This is a genomic window from Vibrio sp. Makdt (assembly GCF_027587015.1).
Classification (GTDB): domain Bacteria; phylum Pseudomonadota; class Gammaproteobacteria; order Enterobacterales; family Vibrionaceae; genus Vibrio; species Vibrio chagasii_B.
Window position 1 is genome coordinate 321,087 of sequence record NZ_JAPPTH010000003.1, and the last position, 21,210, is coordinate 342,296.

The window sequence follows — 21,210 nt, forward strand, 5'->3', positions numbered from 1 at the left end:
TAAGTTGGTTTATGTTCAAGCAGAGCAGTAATAAAGTAGAAACAATCATTAAAACGAGTGAAGAGCCCCAGTCTTCTCGTTTAAATGGTTCTCAACGCCTTAAAGAGTGCAGCCTGATACTGGGCGTTCTTTTCTCTATTCTACTTGCCGTTGCGTTATTAACCTTTAGCCCAGCCGATCCATCATGGTCGCAAACGGCGTGGGGTGGTGACATTCAAAACGCGGGTGGCTATCTAGGAGCATGGCTAGCAGATACGCTTTTCTTTGTGTTTGGCTCTCTGGCTTATCCACTGCCGATCTTAGTGACCGTTGCCGCATGGGTCTTATTCCGCAAGCGTAATGAAGATGAGCAGATCGACTTTATGTTGTGGGGAACCCGTTTACTTGGTTTGACGGTGCTCATTCTGACCAGCTGTGGTTTGGCAGACATTAACTTTGATGATATTTGGTACTTCTCGTCAGGTGGTGTGGTTGGTGACGTGTTAACGAGCCTTGCACTTCCAACGTTGAATATTTTGGGCAGTACGCTTGTGCTTCTTTTCCTTTGGGGGGCAGGTTTTACCCTTCTCACTGGTATTTCTTGGTTAAGAATTGTTGAATGGTTGGGTGAAGGCGCAATCAAACTCTTTACTTCAACGGTTAACAAAGCTCGTGGTCAAGACCAAGAATTGCTTGAGCCAGAACTGAAAGAGTCAGCAGACCGAGCTCCACAGCAAGATCTACGTCAACAGCCAACATACCGCGATGACGAAGTGAAAGAGCAATATGCTGAGCAAGAAGAAGCTCTCGATCCTGCAATGAGCTTTTCAGCGATCAATGAGCCTTCTGATATTGCAACAAACACATCTAAAGAGGGTGTTGCAGAGAAGCGTCATTACAATATTCATATGCCAACAGAAGCGCCGGTTAAGCAGCAAGCGCTAGCTTCTCAAGACCAAGTTTCTCGAGTGACTCAACCACCTGTTGCTCCTCAACCAGAGCAGCCAATTGCTGTTCCTCCTGTTTATCAAGCGCCACAAGAGCCATTGGAAGAGGGCGTTGAGCGTTCTAAGCAGTTAAATGCGACCATAGAGCAGCTAGAAAGTGCTGCAATGTATGAAGATGATCTTGCTGAGCAAGATCAGACAGATACACATGAATCTCAAGCTGCTTATCAGCAATACATGCAGCAAGAACAGGAGCCTGTTCGTCCTACTGAACCTATTGTGGATGCGACCACAGAAACAGCTCTTGATGATCAATATGCACAACCAGAGGTTGATAGTGAAGCTCACGAGTCTATAGGGTTTGATGCTGATGATGTTCAGCCTGAATCTTTGTATGCCTCACCTATGGGTGAGCCAGATGCTGATACTCAAGATGATTTCTCAGCGCACAGTGCACCATTTGATGCGCCTGAAGAGCAAGGCTACGAGCAGCCTTCTGAGTTTGATTCTGAAACAGTAGAGAGTGATATCGAAGAACAACCCGAACCATTCTCATATCAGCAAGAGCAAGCTGCACAACCTGCCGTTGTGGATGAAGAGCCTGCGATTGATCTGCCTTGGGAAGAGGTTTCGGAAGATGAAGACCTGAATCAGGATAAAGACGTTGCGGCCTTCCAGAATATTGTTTCTGAAGCTCAAGCGAATATGGCAGCTGCACAAAACCCATTCTTGGTTCAGCAGGAAGTTAATTTGCCGAAACCGGCGGAGCCACTACCGACACTTGAGCTTTTGTTCCACCCTGAGAAACGTGAAACATTTATCGACCGTGATGCACTAGAAGCGATCGCTCGTCTGGTTGAATCCAAGCTAGCGGACTACAAGATTAAAGCGGACGTTGTTGATATTTTCCCTGGTCCAGTTATCACTCGATTTGAGTTGGATTTGGCACCTGGTGTGAAAGTAAGCCGTATTTCTGGCCTATCTATGGACTTGGCTCGCTCATTGTCTGCGTTGGCGGTACGTGTTGTTGAAGTAATTCCGGGCAAACCTTATGTTGGTTTGGAGTTGCCAAACATGAGCCGTCAAACCGTATTCTTCTCAGACGTAGTGGGCAGCGAGCAGTTCCAAGAAGCGAAATCACCAACAACGGTGGTGTTAGGACAAGATATTGCAGGTGAAGCTGTGATTGCTGACCTAGCTAAGATGCCACACGTTCTCGTTGCGGGTACTACTGGTTCTGGTAAGTCGGTTGGTGTGAACGTAATGATCTTGAGTATGCTGTATAAAGCATCGCCTGAGGACGTTCGTTTCATTATGATCGACCCGAAAATGCTAGAGCTTTCAGTATATGAGGGCATTCCTCATCTACTATCTGAAGTCGTTACCGACATGAAAGATGCGTCGAATGCACTTCGTTGGTGTGTTGGCGAAATGGAACGTCGTTACAAGCTGATGTCAGCACTCGGTGTTCGTAATATCAAAGGCTACAACGACAAGCTTAAGATGGCTGCCGATGCAGGTCACCCAATCCACGATCCATTGTGGAAACCGGGCGATAGCATGGACCAAGAAGCGCCATTGCTAGAGAAGCTGCCATACATTGTGGTTATCGTCGATGAATTTGCCGACTTAATCATGGTGGTAGGTAAGAAGGTTGAAGAACTGATTGCACGCTTGGCACAAAAAGCGCGTGCAGCTGGTGTTCACTTGATTCTTGCAACTCAGCGTCCATCAGTTGACGTTATTACAGGCCTGATTAAAGCCAACATTCCGACGCGTGTTGCCTTTACGGTATCAACTAAGACCGACTCTCGAACCATTCTTGACCAAGGTGGCGCAGAATCGCTGCTTGGTATGGGTGATATGCTTTATTTACCGCCAGGTTCTAGCCATACGATCCGTGTTCACGGTGCGTTTGCGTCAGATGATGATGTACACGCGGTGGTAAACAACTGGAAAGCACGCGGCAAGCCAAATTACATTGATGAAATCACTAATGGCGAGCAAACACCAGAAACCTTGCTTCCGGGTGAGAAAATGGAAGGTGATGAAGAGGTTGATCCTCTGTTTGATCAAGTAGTCGAGCATGTTGTTCATTCACGCCGTGGTTCAGTTTCTGGCGTACAGCGCCGATTCAAGATCGGTTACAACCGAGCGGCACGAATTGTGGAACAGCTTGAGGCGCAAGGCATTGTAAGTGCTCCAGGCCATAACGGTAACCGAGAAGTCTTAGCACCAGCGCCACCGAAAGAGTAATCGCTTAATTGTGTAGATAGGAACTCAACCCTTAATAATCGGTCATAGCTTTATGACCGATTTACCTTGGAACAGGATTATTAATGAAAAAAGTATTCGCACTTTTATTTATGAGCTTCTCAGTGTTTGCTTCTCCGAAAGAAGAGTTGAGTAGCCGCTTGGCATTGAACGCAGGGTTTAGCGCTGACTTTAAACAAGTGGTAACAAGCCCTGACGGCGATGTTGTAATGGAAGGTGAAGGCACGGTTGAAATTGCGCGCCCAAGCTTATTCCGCTGGGAAACCACGTTCCCGGATGAGAACCTATTAGTCTCTGATGGTCAGAGTTTGTGGTATTACAGCCCGTTCATTGAGCAAGTCAGTATTTACTGGCAAGAACAAGCGACATCGCAAACGCCTTTTGTACTGCTGACACGCAACCAAGAGAGCGATTGGGATAACTACAATGTAGCGCAATCGGGTAACCAATTTACACTAACACCAACGGCAGTTGACTCTAATCAGGGTGACTTCCAGATTAATATCAATGAAAAAGGCATTGTTCAGGGCTTTAATGTGATTGAACAAGACGGTCAAAAAGGCGAGTTTACTTTCAGTAATGTGAATTTGGGTAAACCAGCGGCAGACCGCTTTACTTTTGTGGCACCGGAAGGTGTCGAGGTCGACGACCAAAGAAACTGATCGAATCAAGTCGATCGTTTGGTAGTACGTCGATAGGCATTAATGCCATCAACGAATCAAGAGATTGCAATTGAGTAATTACAGCTTAGATTTTGCAGGGGACGAAGATTTTCGTCCCCTTGCTGCTCGTATGAGACCAGAAACTGTAGAGCAGTATATTGGTCAGCAGCACATATTAGGTCCAGGTAAACCTCTTCGTAGAGCTCTGGAAGCGGGGCATATCCACTCGATGATTTTGTGGGGGCCTCCTGGTACTGGTAAAACCACGCTCGCAGAAGTGGCCGCCAATTATGCCAATGCAGAAGTGGAGCGTGTGTCCGCCGTGACATCGGGTGTGAAAGACATTCGCATCGCTATTGAAAAAGCGCGTGAAAACAAGCATGCAGGGCGCAGAACCATCTTGTTTGTGGATGAGGTCCATCGCTTTAATAAAAGCCAGCAAGATGCTTTTCTGCCTCATATAGAGGACGGCACGGTTACCTTCATTGGTGCAACCACAGAAAACCCTTCCTTCGAGTTAAACAACGCTCTGTTATCTCGTGCGCGAGTGTACAAGCTGACATCTCTCAATACCGATGATATTGCGACGGTAATACGTCAAGCGATTGAAGATAAGCAGCGTGGCCTTGGTGATGTACCTGCACACTTTGCTGATGATGTTTTGGATCGCTTAGCTGAGTTAGTGAACGGTGATGCACGTATGTCGCTCAACTACCTTGAGCTGCTGTACGACATGGCAGAAGACACCGACAAAGGCGAGAAAGCGATCACCTTACAACTGCTTGCTGAAGTGGCGGGTGAGAAAGTGGCTCGCTTTGATAACAAGGGTGATATTTGGTACGACCTAATATCAGCTGTTCATAAATCGATTCGTGGTTCAAAACCTGATGCCGCTTTGTACTGGTCGGCTCGAATGATTGCAGCAGGCTGTGATCCGCTTTATATCGTTAGGCGCTTATTGGCGATAGCTTCTGAAGATATTGGTAACGCGGACCCTCGTGCTATGCAGGTTGCTATGTCTGCTTGGGATTGCTTTACACGCATTGGCCCTGCAGAAGGTGAACGCGCGATCGCACAGGCGGTTGTCTATTTAGCGTGTGCACCAAAGAGCAATGCGGTTTATACAGCTTGGAAGCAAGCCTTAACCGATGCTCATAATCTTCCTGAGTATGAAGTGCCTCATCATTTACGAAATGCACCGACAACTTTGATGAAGGACATGGGCTATGGACAAGAATACCGTTATGCTCACGACGAACCAGGTGCCTACGCGGCGGGTGAAAAGTATCTGCCTCCTGAAATGGGCGAGAAACAATACTATTTCCCAACAAAACGAGGCTTAGAGACCAAAATTGGCGAGAAGCTAGATTATCTGGCGGATTTGGACGCAAAAAGCCCACAAAAACGCTATGAAAAGTAGTCTTTTTTGGATATCTTTACCTAGTCATAAAATTCAGATTAAATCGTTACAAATTGGTTGAAATAGCACCAGTTTTAGGGGTTTAGTGGTGATTCGGTAGCCAAGCTACTGAATATTCAAATAACTAAAGCATAGGATTAGCAATGCTGGATTCTAAATTACTTCGAGCTGAGCTGGATGAAACAGCGGCAAAATTAGCACGTCGAGGCTTTGACCTTGATGTAGAGACAATTCGTGAACTTGAAGAAAAGCGTAAGTCCCTTCAGATGAAAACTGAAGAGCTACAAGCGTTACGTAACTCTCGATCGAAGTCCATTGGTCAAGCGAAAGCAAAAGGCGACCATGAAGAAGCTGAGCGTATCCTTGCTGAAGTAGGCAACTTAGGCGCGGAACTAGACCAAGCTAAAGCAGCATTGGCTGAGCTTCAATCTGATCTAGAAACGATCACTATGTCTATTCCAAACCTGCCAGACGAGTCTGTGCCAGAAGGTAAAGACGAAGATGATAACGTTGAAGTTTCTCGTTGGGGTCAACCTAAGACTTACGACTTCGAAGTGAAAGATCACGTTGATCTTGGCGAAATGTCTGGCGGTCTAGATTTTGCTAGCGCAGTAAAAATCTCAGGTTCTCGTTTCATCGTGATGAAAGGCAAATTTGCACGTCTACACCGTGCAATTGCTCAGTTCATGTTGGACCTTCACACTGATGAGCACGGCTACACAGAAATGTACGTACCGTACCTAGTGAACCACGATAGCCTATACGGCACGGGTCAACTTCCTAAGTTTGGCGAAGACTTGTTCCACACAAGCCCGCTAACTGAGCAAGTAAGTGATGTTCCTCTTAAGACGCTATCACTTATCCCTACTGCGGAAGTACCGGTAACGAACATGGTTCGCGATACCATTACAGACGAAGCTGAACTGCCACTTAAGATGACAGCTCACACACCATGTTTCCGTTCTGAAGCAGGTTCTTACGGTCGTGACACTCGTGGTCTTATCCGTATGCACCAATTCGACAAAGTTGAACTAGTACAAATTACTAAGCCAGAAGACTCTATGGCTGCTCTTGAAGAGCTAACAGGTCACGCTGAGAAAGTACTTCAACTTCTAGAGCTTCCTTACCGTAAAGTGGTTCTATGTACTGGTGACATGGGCTTCGGCGCTGCGAAAACTTACGACTTAGAAGTATGGGTTCCAGCACAAGAGACTTACCGTGAAATCTCTTCTTGTTCAAACATGTGGGATTTCCAAGCTCGTCGTATGCAAGCTCGTTTCCGTCGTAAAGGCGAGAAGAAACCTGAACTTGTGCACACACTAAACGGTTCTGGTCTTGCTGTTGGTCGTACTATGGTTGCGATTCTTGAGAACAACCAAGAAGCTGATGGCCGTATTGCTATCCCAGCAGTACTTCAGCCATACATGGGCGGCGTAACGCACATCGGTTAATGTCAATTTAGGTTAATCAAATTTAGATTAACCTGACTTGCCAGAATATTTAAAAGGCTTTGCTGTAATGGCAAAGCCTTTTTCGTGTCTGGAGCTTACCCAAGTAGAAGTCGTATAAAGCGAGCTACATAAAAGAGAAGCTCGCTTTGGTTGCTTCGTCTGCTTGCTTACAAGCTAGCAACGCCTTTCGATAGTAATTTTGATAATTGTTTTTGGTCAGTTCATCAAGCGTATAAAGTTGAGTGACCACGCCATCACACTTCTGAATAATCGTTAAAACCTGTTTCGCGCCCATTGCGTCAGGCCAAATAACAGAGAGCAGTTTGACGATGTTCATGCATACGTTTTTGATCATCGGGCATCGCTTGTGAATCTCTAAGTATGCGACCAATACCTGCTTATAATCCGACGAAGCCTCCTTAACGCTGATGTTGCTCTGTTTGAGCCATTCCATCTTTTCCTTGTTACGGCGTTTCATCTCACTGCACATGGTCATTTGGCTAGAAACAACGGTTTCGTTCGCCGTTTGGATGATCAACATGCCACAGCGGCTCTCTGCGACTTTAAACTCATTCTCACAACTCATTCTGTCTAACAACCAGGTGTGGTGATAGATAACCGGGAATGCATTAAAGCTATTTCTCTCATGCAGTGCAGTCAAAATAGTCACCGCTTTTTGGTACTGTTTTGATTCCATTGCAATGTGTGCTGCGATAAGCGCCAAATCAGTTTGAAGACCTGCTCTTGCCTCTGTAGGGATCTTCGAAATCAGATAGTTTACTTGATCGAGTGTCGCTTTATTGTTGCTCTCACCAGATGCGCAATAGAGCAAAAATCGAATATGGTTGAGCTTCATATAGAGGTTATCTCGAAAGGTATCTCTATTGATCTGCACATAGTTCTGATAGTGAGCTAACGCTGCCTTAGTATCATTCACTGAGAGACACAGGTTTGCGATTGCCAGTTCCCTTTCTGAGTTACCCGGTGTGAGTTCACTTGCCAATTTAAAATGGGCAATCGCAGCAGGAACTTTATTACTGATAAGGTTCACTTGAGCTGCTTGATCTCGATACAAGGTGCTGGTGGGTGCTGAATCAATCAAGCTTTCGATCATTCGTTGTGCTTCATTGATCTGACCCAAATTCGCAAGGCTGTTTGCTAGACCCGCTTGAGCCCAATCAAAACTGCCTTCATCAAGCGCCTTCTCATATACGTTCTTTGCTTCTTCGTAAAGCTTGAGCTTTGACAAAAAGCTTCCGCGAAATTGCTGAATTGTGGCGAAGTATTCTGGGTTAAAGGCGAGTAGCTCTTCGCAGAACTCAAGACCGGCTTTATAGTCATTTTCTCGTTCGGCCTTATAGATTTTTTGTAGCACCAGCTTCTTTTTTAGAGAGCTTGTAATTCGTTGCTTTAAGGTTTCACGATTGAACGGTTTTAATAAATAATTATCTGGTCGAAGCTCTAAAATAGGGCGGATCGATAAAGCGGAATTCTCACCGGTAACTAGGATAAATATTCCATCGTCTTTCAATCTATTCGATTGTTTAAGCTCTTCAAACAGCTGCTTGCCATTGATGGTGTTACCAAAGTTATAGTCACAGATAATCACATCAAACGTCGTCTCGCTTGTTATCGTCATAGCGATGCGAGGGGACTTAGCAATTGAAATCATTCGCTCTGAAAAGCCGATATGGATCAACATATTGCGGATGGTTGATAGCACGATCGATGAGTCATCAACGATAAGTGCATTGAGTTGGTTTAATTTCATGTTTACTTTAAATTATTTACTAACGTGAATTCTGCAGCGATTACGGGTTGCGTTGCTGTCTTGCTCGATCGACAAAACAGAAAAGCTCGGTTTCTACCAAGTTGATACAAGCTTTCGTTACTATTTATTATCTAAGTACAGTCGAATTGAATTAGCTGATTGGATTCTAGAATGAAATCGAATGAGGAAGCTCACCATAATATACGACAAAAATGGCTTGTATTTTAAGCGGCTATTGACCCGATAGGTAACACTCTTTTGCTAATTGTTTTTATGGAGAGGATTAAATTTATTTGTGAGATTCTTCAGGGTGGAATCATAGATAAAATATCAGATTGAGATGTTTTTATTGGCTGTCTGATTATTTGCCTTGTGAGTAGCCACCTTTAGCACTCTAAAGGCGGCGTTTCGGCTTATATGCTTATAAATTTTCAGAATTTCTATTTGGCTTTATTTATATCAATTTGACTTGAAGCAAGCTGATTGTTGTAGAGCTTTATCAATGGCTGAAATAAGTTTCTCGATATGCGCAGGTTCGCTGATAAATGGAGGCATCATATAGATCAACTTGCCAAATGGGCGTATCCAAACACCTTGTTCAACAAAGTGAGCTTGAATGGTTTCCATATCGACAGGTGTTTGGGTTTCAACGACGCCAATCGCGCCCAACCAGCGAACGTTTTTAACCAACGCATGCTCACGTAAAGGTGGCAGCAATTCAGAGAAAAGCTGTTCTATCTGCTCAGTCTGACTCTGCCAATGACCTTGCTCTATGATCGATAAACTTGCCGCACCGACTGCGCAAGCCAATGGGTTGCCCATAAAGGTTGGCCCGTGCATAAAGCAGCCCGCTTCACCGCCACATACCGTGTCGGCGACTTCTTTACTCGCAAGCGTCGCTGACAATGTCATATAGCCACCAGTTAAAGCCTTGCCTACGCATAAGATGTCCGGTTGAACATCGGCATGCTCACAAGCGAACAGTTTCCCTGTACGGCCAAACCCGGTCGCAATCTCATCCAAGATCAGCAATACGTTGAATTCATCACACAGTAAGCGAACCTGTTTTAGGAACTCAGGGTGGTAGATACGCATACCGCCAGCCCCTTGAACGATTGGCTCTAAGATCACCGCTGCGACTTCTTGATGGTGTGTTGCCAGCTTTTCTCTAAAACTATCGATGTCACTTGAGTTCCACTCATCCCAAAAGCCTGTTTTTGGCGAATCAGCGAAAATATGTTCCGGTAAAAAGCCTTTGTAGAGGCTGTGCATCGAGTTGTCAGGGTCGGTCACTGACATCGCCGCAAAGGTATCACCGTGGTAACCATCTCTTAGTGTGAGGAACTTTGAACGAGGTTGTCCTTTCGCGTGCCAGTATTGCAGCGCCATCTTAAGGCTAACCTCTACGGCCACTGAACCTGAATCGGCCAAAAATACATGCTCAAGATTACTTGGCGCGAGATTCAAAAGCTTCTTACATAGATCGATAGCGGGTTGGTGGGTGATGCCACCAAACATAACGTGTGAAACCTTATCAATTTGACTGTGAGCTGCAGCATTTAGCTCAGGGTGATTGTAGCCGTGGATGGTTGACCACCAAGATGACATACCATCAATAATTCGTTTTCCGCCTTCTAATTCTAGGTAAACACCGTCTGCGTTGGTGACTGGATAGCAGGTCAGAGGTGTTAACGTTGATGTGTAGGGATGCCAGATATGCTGGCGATCAAAGGCGAGATCCATAGTAACTTCCATTCTTGGTGTGATTAAAAAATAACCAGATGTAAACTTTTGATATTATCAATGTGTTGACAGTCTAAAGCTTGTCGGTAGACTAGCCAAGCATAAATGCAATCTCTATTGATAGAGATGAAACATCAAATAATAAAAAAGGATCGACACGTGGAAGTTCGTCATGACTGGACAGTTGCTGAAGTAACAGCGCTGCTTGAAAAACCGTTTATGGATTTAATGTTTGAAGCTCAAGTGGTTCATAGACAGTACCAAGAGCACAACCACGTGCAGGTGAGTACGCTTCTATCGATTAAGACCGGTGCTTGTCCTGAAGACTGTAAGTACTGCCCTCAAAGTGCTCACTACCGAACGGATGTCGACAAAGAACGCCTAATGGAAGTAGAGCGTGTTTTGGATGCGGCGCAAAAAGCCAAGAACGCGGGCTCGACTCGTTTCTGTATGGGCGCGGCGTGGAAGAACCCGAAAGAACGCGATATGCCTCACCTGACTGATATGATCAAAGGTGTGAAAGGCATGGGTCTAGAAACTTGTATGACACTAGGCATGTTAACCCCAGATCAAGCCGGCGAGCTAGCGGATGCAGGTTTGGATTACTACAACCATAACCTTGATACATCTCCTGAGTTCTACGGCAGCATCATCACCACTCGTACTTACCAAGACCGTTTAGATACGCTATCTCACGTGCGTGATGCCGGTATGAAAATCTGTTCTGGTGGCATTATTGGTATGGGCGAAAGTACCAATGACCGTGCAGGCCTGCTGGTAGAGCTAGCGAACCTTCCGGTACACCCTGAGAGTGTGCCAATCAACATGCTCGTGAAAGTGAAAGGCACACCGATGGAAAACGTCGATGATGTTGAATCTTTTGACTTCATTAAATTGATTGCGATTGCTCGTATAATGATGCCAATGTCTGCGGTTCGTCTATCTGCAGGTCGCGAGAATATGAATGAACAGATGCAAGCGATGTGCTTCATGGCTGGCGCGAACTCTATCTTCTACGGTTGTAAGTTACTGACTACGCCAAACCCAGATGAAGACACGGATATGCAGCTGTTTAAGAAGTTAGGTATCAACAGCCAACAAGTGGCTCAGAAGCCTGATGAAATTCAAGAAAACGAACTGTTAGATCAAGTGGTGGAGCGCGTTGCTGCTCGCCCAACGAAAGATGACATGTTCTACGATGCCACTGTTTAAATCCCGTATCAAAGATGCCCTTGTTCAACGCCGTGAGCAGGGGCTAACTCGTCAACTCAAGGTACTCGAAAACAGTAATGGTCCTTTGCTTACTTGCGAAGGTTTTCGCTTTATTAATTTTTCGAGTAATGATTACCTAGGCTTGGCGAACGACCCTGAATTGGTGGAGGCGTGGCAAGCGGGGCTTTCCCTTTATGGTGCTGGCAGTGCGGCATCGCCATTGGTCACGGGTTTTAGTCCTGCTCATCGAAATTTAGAAGCTCAACTCTGTGAATGGTTGGGCTTTGAACGTGCCATTCTCTTTAGTTCTGGTTTCAGCGCCAACCAAGCCTTGTTGTTTTCTCTGCTCGAAAAAGACGACTCTCTGCTGCAAGACAAACTTAACCACGCCTCTTTGATGGAAGCGGGGATGCTTTGTCCTGCAACCATGAAACGCTTTAAGCACAACGATACGCAGCACCTAGAGTCGTTATTAGGTCGGTCTCCACAATCGTTAGTCGTGACTGAAGGTGTGTTTAGCATGGATGGCGACCAAGCGCCTCTCAGTCAGATATCTAACCTGACTCATCAATTCGACAGTTGTTTGGCGGTTGATGATGCTCATGGTATCGGAGTGCTAGGTGAGCAAGGGGCAGGGAGCTGCAACGCGGCGCAAATAACGCCCGATATTCTAGTCGTCACTTTTGGTAAAGCATTTGGCCTGTCTGGCGCTGCTGTTTTATGTTCGTCAGAAGTCGGTGACTATTTAACTCAGTTTGCTCGTCATCATGTTTACTCTACGGCAATGCCACCTTCACAAGCGGTGGCTTTGTCTCATGCCTGTAAGATGATTCAGACGCAAGAGTGGCGTCGAGAGAAGTTAACTGAGTTAGGGGCTCTCTATGCAGAGCAGATGAGAGGCTTGAAAGGCTTTGTGGATACTCAGACTCCGATTAAGCCATTTGTGATAGGTGAAGCACAAGCTGCATTATCAATAGCTGAAGAGTTAAAGAAAAACCAAGTTTGGGTGACCGCAATAAGGCCGCCCACTGTTCCTGCTGGAACCGCTCGATTACGAATCACGTTAACGGCAAATCATAGCCATGAACAGATTCTCCAGTTAACCAGGTCGTTGCATCAAGCCATTGAGCGAAATATCGACTCAGGCATTAAATCGGGTATCCATCCAAGCTTTGAATCAAATAAAGAGGCTCAGTAAATGTCACAAGAAGCAGTAGTGCATAATTACGTTGGCCAAGATAAGAGTGCGATTGCCGAAGCCTTTGGTAAAGCAGCAACAACCTATGACAAACACGCTGAGTTTCAACGCGATGTTGGCCACCGATTACTGGATAAATTACCCAGCGATCTGTCAGGCTTTAAGGTGCTGGATCTAGGTTGTGGTACTGGCTATTTCTCAGAGCAACTTATAAAACGAGGCGCCGAAGTGGTTTGCGCTGACCTTTCTGTTGGAATGTTAGCAACAGCAGAGAAGCGTTGTGGTGCATCTGTCTCTTTATATCAACAAGCCGATGCTGAACAATTGCCGTTTGAAGATGGGTGTTTTGACATCGTTTTCTCTAGCCTTGCGTTGCAATGGTGTGACGATTTGTCGTCGCCTTTGAGAGAGATGAAGCGTGTTACAGCGGTTGGTGGGCGTGTTATTTTCTCAACTTTGCTTGATGGGTCACTGTTTGAGTTGAAAAAGTCATGGTCCAAAATTGACGCACATCAACACGTTAACCATTTTATTACAATCAATCAGGTAAAAATTGCGTTAGCGCAATCTAGCTGTACGGTTCATCAACTAGACTTGCCCACCATCACCGTTTGGTACGACACTGCGTTTGAACTGATGCGCGACCTTAAAGGCATCGGCGCTAATCACGTAAGTGGTCGCTCACAGGGTTTAACAAGTCGCAGCATGTTGCAGCTTGTTGAACGGGAATATCGAGAGTTTAAAAACCATCAAGGTTTCTTGCCAGCAACATATCAAGTTTGTTTAGGGGTTATTCAATTATGATTGATGCATTATTTATTGCAGGTACGGATACCGAAGTGGGAAAAACTGTGGTTTCAAAAGCGATTCTTCAAGCTTTGGCCGCACAAGATTTATCGACAATTGGTTATAAGCCAGTTGCTGCAGGGTGTGAGAAATACCCTGAAGGTTTACGTAATAGTGATGCTCTGCATCTTCAAGAAGCGGCGACGCAAGATATTGCTTACGAAGACGTAAACCCGTATGCACTATTGTTACCGTCATCGCCTCACATCGCTGCAAAGCATGACGGTGTGGTGATTGATGAAGCCGTATTATCTGCAAAGCTGGAAGAGCATAAGCAAAACTCTGACATCGTATTAGTTGAAGGTGCTGGTGGTTGGCGTGTGCCGGTTTCAGATGACGAATATCTGTCTAGCTGGGTTAAGAAAGAGCAGCTGCCAGTAGTACTTACTGTGGGCATTAAACTTGGTTGTTTGAGTCACGCTCTATTAACGGCAGAAGCGATTCGTGCTGATGGCCTAAACCTAGTAGGTTGGGTCGCAAACCGTATCAATCCAGGTACTGAGCACTACGCAGATATTATTGCGATGCTTGAGGATAAGCTAGGTGCGCCCAAGTTAGGTGAAATCCCTTACGTACCAAAAGCGAAGTCTAAGAACATTGGTAAGTACATTGATGTGCAGCCTTTGCTTGCGCTTTAATTATCACGTTATGTACTAAATAAGAAAAGGGCTGCGATTGCAGCCCTTTTGCTATTTTAAGCCTTTAGACCTTGAGTTGATAAACAACAGGTCTTTTAATAAACAAGCTTAGAATTAATGTTCTTTCGTCAGTCCCATTAAAGCTTGCTGAGTTTCTGTGATTTTTGTCTGTGCCGTTTGCGGTGTTAGGATTCCAATCTGCTTTTTCGCTTCTTCTTCAGTAATCCCTAGGTGACAGCACAGTAAATCGATAGCCATTTGAGTGTTAGTACCTTCAACCATGATCCTTCCCTTTTTGTACATGGACTCGCCAATAAATCATCTGAAGTCACTGTAAACGGATTGTTATATCGACACCATACGACTTAGGTCTAATAGAGTGGATTTAATTCGGATATGGTCTCGTAATCAAATGTTGCAATTTAATGCTTAACCTTGTTTTCTTAATCTAAGACTATATGTATAAGTAAGTATAAGTATCAAGGTTGGAATCTATTGCTGTCTGCCTTGTCTATAACAATAAGTTTTATAAAAACAGCTTTCATGCGGAGATAAGTAATGAAGCGAGTAATGTTGTTCCTTGCAACCAACCTTGCGGTTGTATTGGTACTAAGTGTTGTTCTTAATATTGTATACGCAGTCACAGGTATGCAACCAGGTAGCCTCTCAGGCTTGTTGGTGATGGCTGCGGTATTCGGTTTCGGCGGCTCATTCATCTCACTAATGATGTCAAAGAAAATGGCACTTCGTTCTGTTGGCGGTATGGTGATTGAAAGCCCACGCAACGAAACAGAACACTGGTTGATGGAGACGGTAAGCCGTCAAGCTCAACAAGTTGGTATTGGTATGCCGACAGTGGCGATCTACGATTCGCCAGACATCAACGCATTTGCAACTGGCGCTAAGCGCGACGATTCATTGGTCGCAGTATCAACAGGCCTGCTACACAACATGACGCGTGATGAAGCTGAAGCGGTATTGGCTCACGAAGTTAGCCACATCGCAAACGGCGACATGGTGACAATGACGCTAATGCAAGGTGTTGTGAACACGTTCGTTATCTTCCTTTCTCGTTTCATTGCTAACATTGTGGCGTCGAACGACAACGAAGAAGAGGGTGGTAGCAACATGATGGTCTACTTCGGTGTGTCTATGGTGTTGGAGTTGGTATTTGGTTTCTTAGCGAGCTTCATCACCATGTGGTACAGCCGTCATCGTGAATTCCATGCTGATGCAGGTGCAGCGCACTTGGTAGGTAAAGAGAAGATGATTGCTGCACTAGAGCGTCTAAAGGTGAGCCACGAGCCACAACTAGAGGGTTCTATGATGGCATTTGGTATCAACGGTAAACGTTCTCTAACAGAGCTTCTAATGAGCCACCCACCGCTTGATAAGCGTATTGCTTCTCTACGTAACATGTAATCTCTAATATATTGAGAGAGTGCTAAAGGCTTCCTACGGGGAGCCTTTTTTGATCGTGGTTTAAGTGGCGATAGGAAGGAATGTGGTTTGCCTACTCTGAGAGCTTAGGTCGATCAAAGTGAGGTGACAGGTAGGGTTTGTGTTCTTGTTTGGTAAGTCTGTGTCTGGGCATGTTATTGCACGTAATAAAAAGGCTTCCACATGGGAAGCCTTAGTATATTCTGCAATTCGAAATTCGAAATTCGAAAATTACAGCTTGTCAGTTAGCTCGACAGCTTGACCGATGTAGTTCGCTGGAGTCATTTCTTTCAGACGAACTTTCTCGTCTTCAGGGATCTCTAGGCCGTCGATGAATGCGCGCATGCCTTCGCCATCTACACGTTTACCACGAGTTAGCTCTTTTAGCTTCTCGTATGGCTTCTCGATGCCGTAACGACGCATTACTGTTTGTACTGGTTCAGCAAGAACTTCCCAGTTCTTGTCTAATTCAGCAAGTAGTGCTTCGCGGTTAACTTCTAGCTTGCTAATACCTTTCAGAGTTGAAGTGTATGCAATGATTGCGTAGCCAACACCAACACCTAGGTTACGAAGAACCGTAGAGTCAGTTAGGTCACGTTGCCAGCGAGAAACTGGTAGTTTCTGTGCTAGGTGGCCAAATACAGCGTTAGCTAGACCAAGGTTGCCTTCTGAGTTTTCGAAGTCAATTGGGTTAACTTTGTGCGGCATGGTAGATGAGCCGATTTCACCAGCAATCGTCTTCTGCTTGAAGTGACCAAGAGCAATGTAGCCCCAAACGTCACGGTCGAAGTCTAGAAGGATCGTGTTGAAACGAGCAATCGCGTCGAATAGCTCTGCGATGTAATCGTGAGGTTCGATTTGAGTTGTGTATGGGTTCCAAGTTACGCCAAGAGATTCAGTGATGAACTCTTCTGAGAACTGGTGCCAATCTACTTCTGGGTATGCAGAAAGGTGTGCGTTGTAGTTACCAACAGCGCCGTTGATTTTCGCTAGGATTTCAACGTTTTCGATTTGCTTGTATTGACGTTCCATACGGTACGCAACGTTCGCCATCTCTTTACCCATAGTAGAAGGAGAAGCAGGCTGACCGTGTGTACGAGAAAGAAGAGGAATGTCGCGGTATTCGTTCGCAAGCGCCTTGATTGCGTCGATTACGTTGCGGATCTCTGGAAGAACAACTTCGTCACGAGCTTCTTTAAGCATAAGTGCGTGAGACGTGTTGTTGATGTCTTCAGAAGTACATGCAAAGTGAATGAATTCGTTTACAGCGTGAAGCTCAGGAACGCCTGCTACTTTCTCTTTCAAGAAGTATTCTACGGCTTTCACGTCGTGGTTTGTTGTGCGCTCGATCTCTTTGATACGTAGAGCGTCTTCTTCGCTGAAGTTAGCGGCTAGTTCATCAAGAAACTGGTTAGCTTCTGCACTGAACGCTGGTACTTCTTTGATTGCATCAGTAGCTGCAAGCTTTTGTAACCAACGAATTTCAACGATAGAGCGGTACTTTAGTAGGCCAAACTCACTAAAGATGCTGCGTAATGCAATAGTCTTACTTCCGTAACGGCCGTCTACTGGTGAAACAGCAGTCAATGCTGACAGTTCCATGGTGTTCTCCTGAATTGAGTTTTCTAAATTTTGAGAGGTTTATACCAGTAACAATCTCAATTGTCACGCTTATTGCGCAAACGTTTGCGTGAGAGTTGTATTGATACAAAAAACAAGCTCGCGACGAGGCGCGAGCTAATAAGTTACATTCGAGCTAATAGGATTTGAGCCTGCTCGATCATCTTCTTGCGACCGAAGATAAGGTGACGACGTTTGCCGCCAACTTGACGCCATAGAACAGCACTTCGAATCCCTGAGAGTAGTAGGGCGCGAACCTTGTGTTGGCTCGAGGTTTGTTGAAGTACCGCTGGTGTACCAGAAACCTGAATACGAGGGCCGATTGGGCTTACAACATCAAGGTAGATGCTCGCTAGGTTGCTGATCATTTGTTCATCAAACAAGTCGAAATGTTCACTCTGGCGCTCTGCTGTTTGAATGCGGTCACCAAGCTGAGACATAGAATCGTTGCGAGATGATAGCTTACGTTCAAGCGCCATTAAGCTGATGATGTAACGAGTAATATCGCTACCAGCAGGAGTACTATCGATACCTTTTACTAGGCACTCAAGCCCAAGTTTTAGGTTAGCTTCACGCCCAAAAACACCCACAGTGTTCGCTGGGTTAGTGTTCAAAATAGCACTGAGTGAAGCTTCGAAGGCATCTTTATCACAATGGCCGTCTTTCGCTACTTGTTGAACCAAAGCCACAGCTTGGCAAATTCCGGCGAAAGCAATAGTACGGTCATAAAGTGTATTAGCCACGTAGTAACTCCTAGTTGTCTTCTATCGTTTGTCGTTCGATCAGTTAGATGCGTTTTTCGATGATACCACCGCCAAGACATACGTCATCTTGGTAGAATACTGCAGACTGACCAGGGGTCACTGCGATTTGTGGCTCGTCAAAAATAACCTTAATGTTCTCGTCATCAATTGGGATGATTGTACAAGGAATATCGGTTTGACGGTAACGTGTTTTTACCGTGCATGTCATAACTTCAGTAATTGGTGTGCGATTTACCCAATGAAGCTGAGAAGCGATCAAACCTTCTGATTTTAGAAGTGGGTGATCCTTACCTTGTACGGCAATCAGAACATTACGTTTAAGGTCTTTTTCGCCAACAAACCATGGGTCTTCGTTACCGCCACCGCCTTTGGTACCACCAATGTGAAGGCCTTTACGCTGACCCAATGTGTGGTACATCAGACCGTTGTGCTTACCAATCACTTTACCTTCTGGTGTTTCGATATCACCTGGTTGTGCTGGTAGGTATTTGCCAAGGAACTCTGTGAACTTACGCTCACCGATAAAACAGATACCTGTCGAATCTTTCTTCTTCGCGGTGATTAAGTCTTGCTCTTCAGCAATGCGTCGAACTTCAGGCTTCTCTAGTTCACCAACTGGGAATAGGCTGCGCGCAACTTGATCTGAGCTTAGTGTGTAAAGGAAGTAGCTTTGGTCTTTGTTGCTGTCTAGACCGCGTAGCATTTCTGGTTTAACGCCAGCCTCTAGTTCTTCTTGAGTCGGGAAAGTACGACGAACATAGTGACCCATCGCAATGTAGTCTGCGTCTAGTACTTCATCGGCAAACTCTAAGAATGCTTTGAATTTGATTTCTTTGTTACAAAGAATATCTGGGTTAGGCGTACGGCCTGCTTTGTATTCCGCAAGGAAGTATTCAAATACGTTGTCCCAGTATTCTGCAGCAAAGTTGATAGTGTGAAGGTGGATACCTAGTTTGTCACATACCGCTTGAGCATCAGCAAGATCTTCAGCTGCTGTGCAGTATTCTTCGTTATCGTCTTCTTCCCAGTTTTTCATGAAAAGGCCTTCTACCTGATAGCCTTGTTGCTGAAGAAGATACGCCGATACTGACGAATCTACACCGCCGGACATACCGACAATTACTTTCTTTTCGCTGTTTCCAGAGCTGATATCTGACATGTCTAAACACCGTTACTATTACTTGGTCGCAGATTCTAACAGAAAGAGAAACGCCGTGACAGATCCGAGACCGGAATCACAGTTTCATTTGCACAAATAGTGCGCTGAGTTTGTTAGGAATCGCATGAGAGCGAGGTGAGTCGCTAGGATGTCAGAAGTATATGTGGCATAGTCGCTCGAAATCCAAGACCTGAGATAAAAAAATGTCTGAACAAAACGAATTTATGCAAGAAGAGCAGTTGATTGAAATTATTGAAAATCAGCTAGAAGACGGCCAGCCAATTAAGGTAAAAGAGACGTTAATGCGTCTGATGATGACAGGCACACCGCGTGAAGATGCAATTGCAGCAATGGCATGTGCACTTGCCGTTGAAGTATTTGACGTAATGAAAAATGGCGCAGAGTTTAACCAAAAGCGTTATGCCGAGCATTTAGAGATGCTGCCTGATTTAAGCTTTATGGAAGGCGAATAAAAAAATAGCTCAGCAAACGTTTGCTATAGTTTGAATGATTGCCGCGTTAAATATAGCGCGGTAGAATCCGCCACCTATTTCCCCTTGACTTAGACTAGCCCTATGAAATTCCCTGGACAACGTAAATCAAAGCACTATTTTCCGGTTCACGCTCGTGATCCATTAGTGAGCCAAGCTCAAAGCAGTAAAAGAATGTCACGTACTCATATTATCGGTATTGACCAAACTTTGGTGGATATTGAAGCAAAAGTGAGTTCTGAACTTATTGAGAAGTACGGTTTAAGTAAGGGACACTCACTGGTTATCGGTGATGAAGCGGCTGAGTCTTTATATCAAGAACTCAAAGAACAGTGCTTAATTACCAATGAATATGCTGGTGGCACTATTGGTAATACATTACACAACTATTCAGTACTGGCGGATGACCGCTCAACACTGCTGGGCGTAATGAGCCAAGATATTAAAATCGGTAGTTATGGTTACCGCTATTTATGTAATACATCAAGCAGAATGGATTTGAACCATTTACAAGGGGTAGATGGCGCAATTGGTCGCTGCTTTGCATTAATTACTGAAGACGGTGAACGTACTTTCGCAATTAGCGAAGGTCAAATGAACCAACTAAATCCAGAAAGTATTCCTGAAAAGATTTTCAAAAGTGCTTCTGCTTTAGTATTAACTGCTTATTTAGTTCGTTGTAAACCAGGTGACCCTATGCCTGAAGCAACAATGAAAGCGATCGAATACGCGAAGAAATACGATGTGCCTGTTGTTTTAACACTGGGTACGAAATTTGTTATTCAAGACGATCCTGAATTCTGGAAAGATTTCTTAGAGCAACACGTAACTGTTGTTGCAATGAATGAAGACGAAGCTGAAGCTTTAACTGGCGAAAGCGATCCACTAGCTGCCTCTGATAAAGCGCTAGACTGGGTAGACCTAGTATTATGTACAGCAGGTCCTGTTGGCTTATTTATGGCGGGTTACACAGAAGATGCAGCGAAGCGTGAAACATCACTGCCTTTGCTTCCTGGTTCAATTGCCGAATTCAACCGTTACGAATTTAGTCGTCCGGCTCATAAAGATCTATGTGAAAACCCAACGAAAGTTTATTCACATATTGCTCCTTATATGGGCGGTCCAGAAAAGATCAAAAATACTAATGGTGCTGGTGATGCTGCTTTATCGGCTTTATTGCATGATATGGCTGCGAATAAGTACCACAAAGAAAACGTGCCAAACTCAAGCAAGCACCAACATTCATTCCTGACATATTCTTCTTTCTCACAAGTTTGTAAATACTCAAACCGTGCAAGTTACGAAGTATTAGTTCAGCACTCTCCACGTTTATCTCGCGGCCTTCCTGAAAGAGAAGACAGCCTAGAAGAAGCGTACTGGGAAAGATAAGAGATTTTGTTTATCTGGTGCGCATGAGTTTATCAAATGCGCATCTATGTTTATAAAAAACATTGAAGAGTAACAAAATATAAAAAAGGCTCCGAAAGGAGCCTTTTTTGTTTCTGAATATATTGAAGCCGTAAATAATACTTTGGTCGACTTAAATATTAATTCTATTGCTTAGTAGGTAATTGGATTACTCACTCTGCAAACTA

17 protein-coding genes are annotated in these 21,210 nt (G+C 44.9%); 11 read left to right on the forward strand and 6 right to left on the reverse strand.

Annotation, left to right across the window (positions count from 1 at the left end):
- The first annotated feature begins 11 nt into the window (after positions 1-11).
- The 4 genes from OH460_RS05630 to serS all read left to right on the forward strand — a co-directional run bounded on the left by OH460_RS05630 (position 12) and on the right by serS (position 6,733).
- Positions 12-3,182, forward strand: a complete 3,171-nt coding sequence (locus OH460_RS05630; RefSeq protein WP_269995857.1) for a DNA translocase FtsK 4TM domain-containing protein — start codon at positions 12-14, stop codon at positions 3,180-3,182.
- Positions 3,183-3,265: 83 nt separating this feature from the next.
- The gene (gene lolA / locus OH460_RS05635) at positions 3,266-3,862 is read left to right on the forward strand and encodes an outer membrane lipoprotein chaperone LolA (protein WP_004741992.1); all 597 of its coding nucleotides are present in this window, start codon (positions 3,266-3,268) and stop codon (positions 3,860-3,862) included.
- 70 nt (positions 3,863-3,932) lie between these two features.
- Positions 3,933-5,282 carry a replication-associated recombination protein A gene (locus OH460_RS05640; RefSeq protein ID WP_269995861.1) on the forward strand — a complete coding sequence of 450 codons (1,350 nt, stop codon included), beginning with the start codon at positions 3,933-3,935 and terminating at the stop codon, positions 5,280-5,282.
- Positions 5,283-5,425: 143 nt separating this feature from the next.
- Positions 5,426-6,733, forward strand: coding sequence for a serine--tRNA ligase (serS, locus tag OH460_RS05645; protein WP_137409009.1), 1,308 nt, complete (start codon positions 5,426-5,428; stop codon positions 6,731-6,733).
- Positions 6,734-6,857: 124 nt separating this feature from the next.
- Here the strand turns inward: serS and OH460_RS05650 are convergent, their stop codons facing one another.
- Both OH460_RS05650 and bioA read right to left on the reverse strand, forming a co-directional pair.
- On the reverse strand, positions 6,858-8,504 hold the full coding sequence (locus tag OH460_RS05650) for a response regulator (RefSeq protein ID WP_269995866.1): 1,647 nt from the start codon (positions 8,502-8,504) through the stop codon (positions 6,858-6,860).
- 459 nt (positions 8,505-8,963) lie between these two features.
- A complete protein-coding gene (gene bioA, locus OH460_RS05655) occupies positions 8,964-10,247 on the reverse strand; it encodes an adenosylmethionine--8-amino-7-oxononanoate transaminase (protein WP_269995868.1) in 1,284 nt (427 codons plus the stop codon).
- A 159-nt stretch (positions 10,248-10,406) separates the two neighbouring features.
- Here bioA and bioB point away from each other — a divergent pair, with 159 nt between their 5' ends.
- From bioB to bioD, 4 genes are read left to right on the forward strand one after another with little or no spacing between them, the layout of a single operon-like run.
- Positions 10,407-11,459 carry a biotin synthase BioB gene (gene bioB, locus OH460_RS05660; RefSeq protein ID WP_016792500.1) on the forward strand — a complete coding sequence of 351 codons (1,053 nt, stop codon included), beginning with the start codon at positions 10,407-10,409 and terminating at the stop codon, positions 11,457-11,459.
- Positions 11,446-12,657 carry an 8-amino-7-oxononanoate synthase gene (bioF, locus tag OH460_RS05665; RefSeq protein ID WP_269995873.1) on the forward strand — a complete coding sequence of 404 codons (1,212 nt, stop codon included), beginning with the start codon at positions 11,446-11,448 and terminating at the stop codon, positions 12,655-12,657. The genes bioB and bioF overlap by 14 nt, the downstream gene beginning before the upstream one ends.
- Complete coding sequence (bioC, locus tag OH460_RS05670; RefSeq protein WP_269995875.1) at positions 12,658-13,461, forward strand: malonyl-ACP O-methyltransferase BioC; 804 nt, start codon at positions 12,658-12,660, stop codon at positions 13,459-13,461.
- Entirely contained in the window at positions 13,458-14,141 is a 684-nt protein-coding gene (gene bioD, locus OH460_RS05675) for a dethiobiotin synthase (RefSeq protein ID WP_048617718.1), read from the forward strand. Before bioC ends, bioD begins: the two co-directional genes overlap by 4 nt.
- 114 nt (positions 14,142-14,255) lie before the next feature.
- Here the strand turns inward: bioD and OH460_RS05680 are convergent, their stop codons facing one another.
- A complete protein-coding gene (locus OH460_RS05680; RefSeq protein WP_017078977.1) occupies positions 14,256-14,423 on the reverse strand; it encodes a hypothetical protein in 168 nt (55 codons plus the stop codon).
- A 276-nt stretch (positions 14,424-14,699) separates the two neighbouring features.
- Here OH460_RS05680 and htpX point away from each other — a divergent pair, with 276 nt between their 5' ends.
- The gene (gene htpX, locus OH460_RS05685) at positions 14,700-15,563 is read left to right on the forward strand and encodes a protease HtpX (RefSeq protein ID WP_061031768.1); all 864 of its coding nucleotides are present in this window, start codon (positions 14,700-14,702) and stop codon (positions 15,561-15,563) included.
- A 249-nt stretch (positions 15,564-15,812) separates the two neighbouring features.
- On the opposite strand, the gene purB is transcribed toward htpX, so the two are convergent.
- The 3 genes from purB to mnmA all read right to left on the reverse strand — a co-directional run bounded on the left by purB (position 15,813) and on the right by mnmA (position 19,124).
- Positions 15,813-17,183: an adenylosuccinate lyase gene (purB, locus tag OH460_RS05690; protein ID WP_061031767.1), complete on the reverse strand. Its 1,371-nt coding sequence runs from the start codon at positions 17,181-17,183 to the stop codon at positions 15,813-15,815.
- Between the two features lie 143 nt (positions 17,184-17,326).
- Positions 17,327-17,944 carry a high frequency lysogenization protein HflD gene (hflD, locus tag OH460_RS05695; protein ID WP_061031766.1) on the reverse strand — a complete coding sequence of 206 codons (618 nt, stop codon included), beginning with the start codon at positions 17,942-17,944 and terminating at the stop codon, positions 17,327-17,329.
- A gap of 43 nt (positions 17,945-17,987) precedes the next feature.
- Positions 17,988-19,124, reverse strand: a complete 1,137-nt coding sequence (mnmA, locus tag OH460_RS05700; protein WP_061031765.1) for a tRNA 2-thiouridine(34) synthase MnmA — start codon at positions 19,122-19,124, stop codon at positions 17,988-17,990.
- 203 nt (positions 19,125-19,327) lie between these two features.
- Here mnmA and OH460_RS05705 point away from each other — a divergent pair, with 203 nt between their 5' ends.
- Both OH460_RS05705 and OH460_RS05710 read left to right on the forward strand, forming a co-directional pair.
- Positions 19,328-19,597 carry a hypothetical protein gene (locus tag OH460_RS05705; RefSeq protein WP_008223525.1) on the forward strand — a complete coding sequence of 90 codons (270 nt, stop codon included), beginning with the start codon at positions 19,328-19,330 and terminating at the stop codon, positions 19,595-19,597.
- Positions 19,598-19,699: 102 nt separating this feature from the next.
- Complete coding sequence (locus tag OH460_RS05710; protein ID WP_061031764.1) at positions 19,700-21,004, forward strand: inosine/guanosine kinase; 1,305 nt, start codon at positions 19,700-19,702, stop codon at positions 21,002-21,004.
- The last annotated feature ends 206 nt before the right edge of the window (positions 21,005-21,210 follow it).

What these genes read in the sequence shown, in the direction of transcription:
- OH460_RS05630 (WP_269995857.1), top strand. Translation starts at nt 12, where the DNA reads ATGTTCAAGCAGAGCAGTAATAAAGTAGAAACAATCATTAAAACGAGT.
- mnmA (WP_061031765.1), bottom strand. Translation starts at nt 19,124, where the DNA reads ATGTCAGATATCAGCTCTGGAAACAGCGAAAAGAAAGTAATTGTCGGT.
- OH460_RS05710 (WP_061031764.1), top strand. Translation starts at nt 19,700, where the DNA reads ATGAAATTCCCTGGACAACGTAAATCAAAGCACTATTTTCCGGTTCAC.
- bioF (WP_269995873.1), top strand. Translation starts at nt 11,446, where the DNA reads ATGCCACTGTTTAAATCCCGTATCAAAGATGCCCTTGTTCAACGCCGT.
- lolA (WP_004741992.1), top strand. Translation starts at nt 3,266, where the DNA reads ATGAAAAAAGTATTCGCACTTTTATTTATGAGCTTCTCAGTGTTTGCT.
- OH460_RS05705 (WP_008223525.1), top strand. Translation starts at nt 19,328, where the DNA reads ATGTCTGAACAAAACGAATTTATGCAAGAAGAGCAGTTGATTGAAATT.
- bioD (WP_048617718.1), top strand. Translation starts at nt 13,458, where the DNA reads ATGATTGATGCATTATTTATTGCAGGTACGGATACCGAAGTGGGAAAA.
- serS (WP_137409009.1), top strand. Translation starts at nt 5,426, where the DNA reads ATGCTGGATTCTAAATTACTTCGAGCTGAGCTGGATGAAACAGCGGCA.
- OH460_RS05680 (WP_017078977.1), bottom strand. Translation starts at nt 14,423, where the DNA reads ATGGTTGAAGGTACTAACACTCAAATGGCTATCGATTTACTGTGCTGT.
- htpX (WP_061031768.1), top strand. Translation starts at nt 14,700, where the DNA reads ATGAAGCGAGTAATGTTGTTCCTTGCAACCAACCTTGCGGTTGTATTG.
- purB (WP_061031767.1), bottom strand. Translation starts at nt 17,183, where the DNA reads ATGGAACTGTCAGCATTGACTGCTGTTTCACCAGTAGACGGCCGTTAC.
- bioA (WP_269995868.1), bottom strand. Translation starts at nt 10,247, where the DNA reads ATGGATCTCGCCTTTGATCGCCAGCATATCTGGCATCCCTACACATCA.
- OH460_RS05650 (WP_269995866.1), bottom strand. Translation starts at nt 8,504, where the DNA reads ATGAAATTAAACCAACTCAATGCACTTATCGTTGATGACTCATCGATC.
- bioC (WP_269995875.1), top strand. Translation starts at nt 12,658, where the DNA reads ATGTCACAAGAAGCAGTAGTGCATAATTACGTTGGCCAAGATAAGAGT.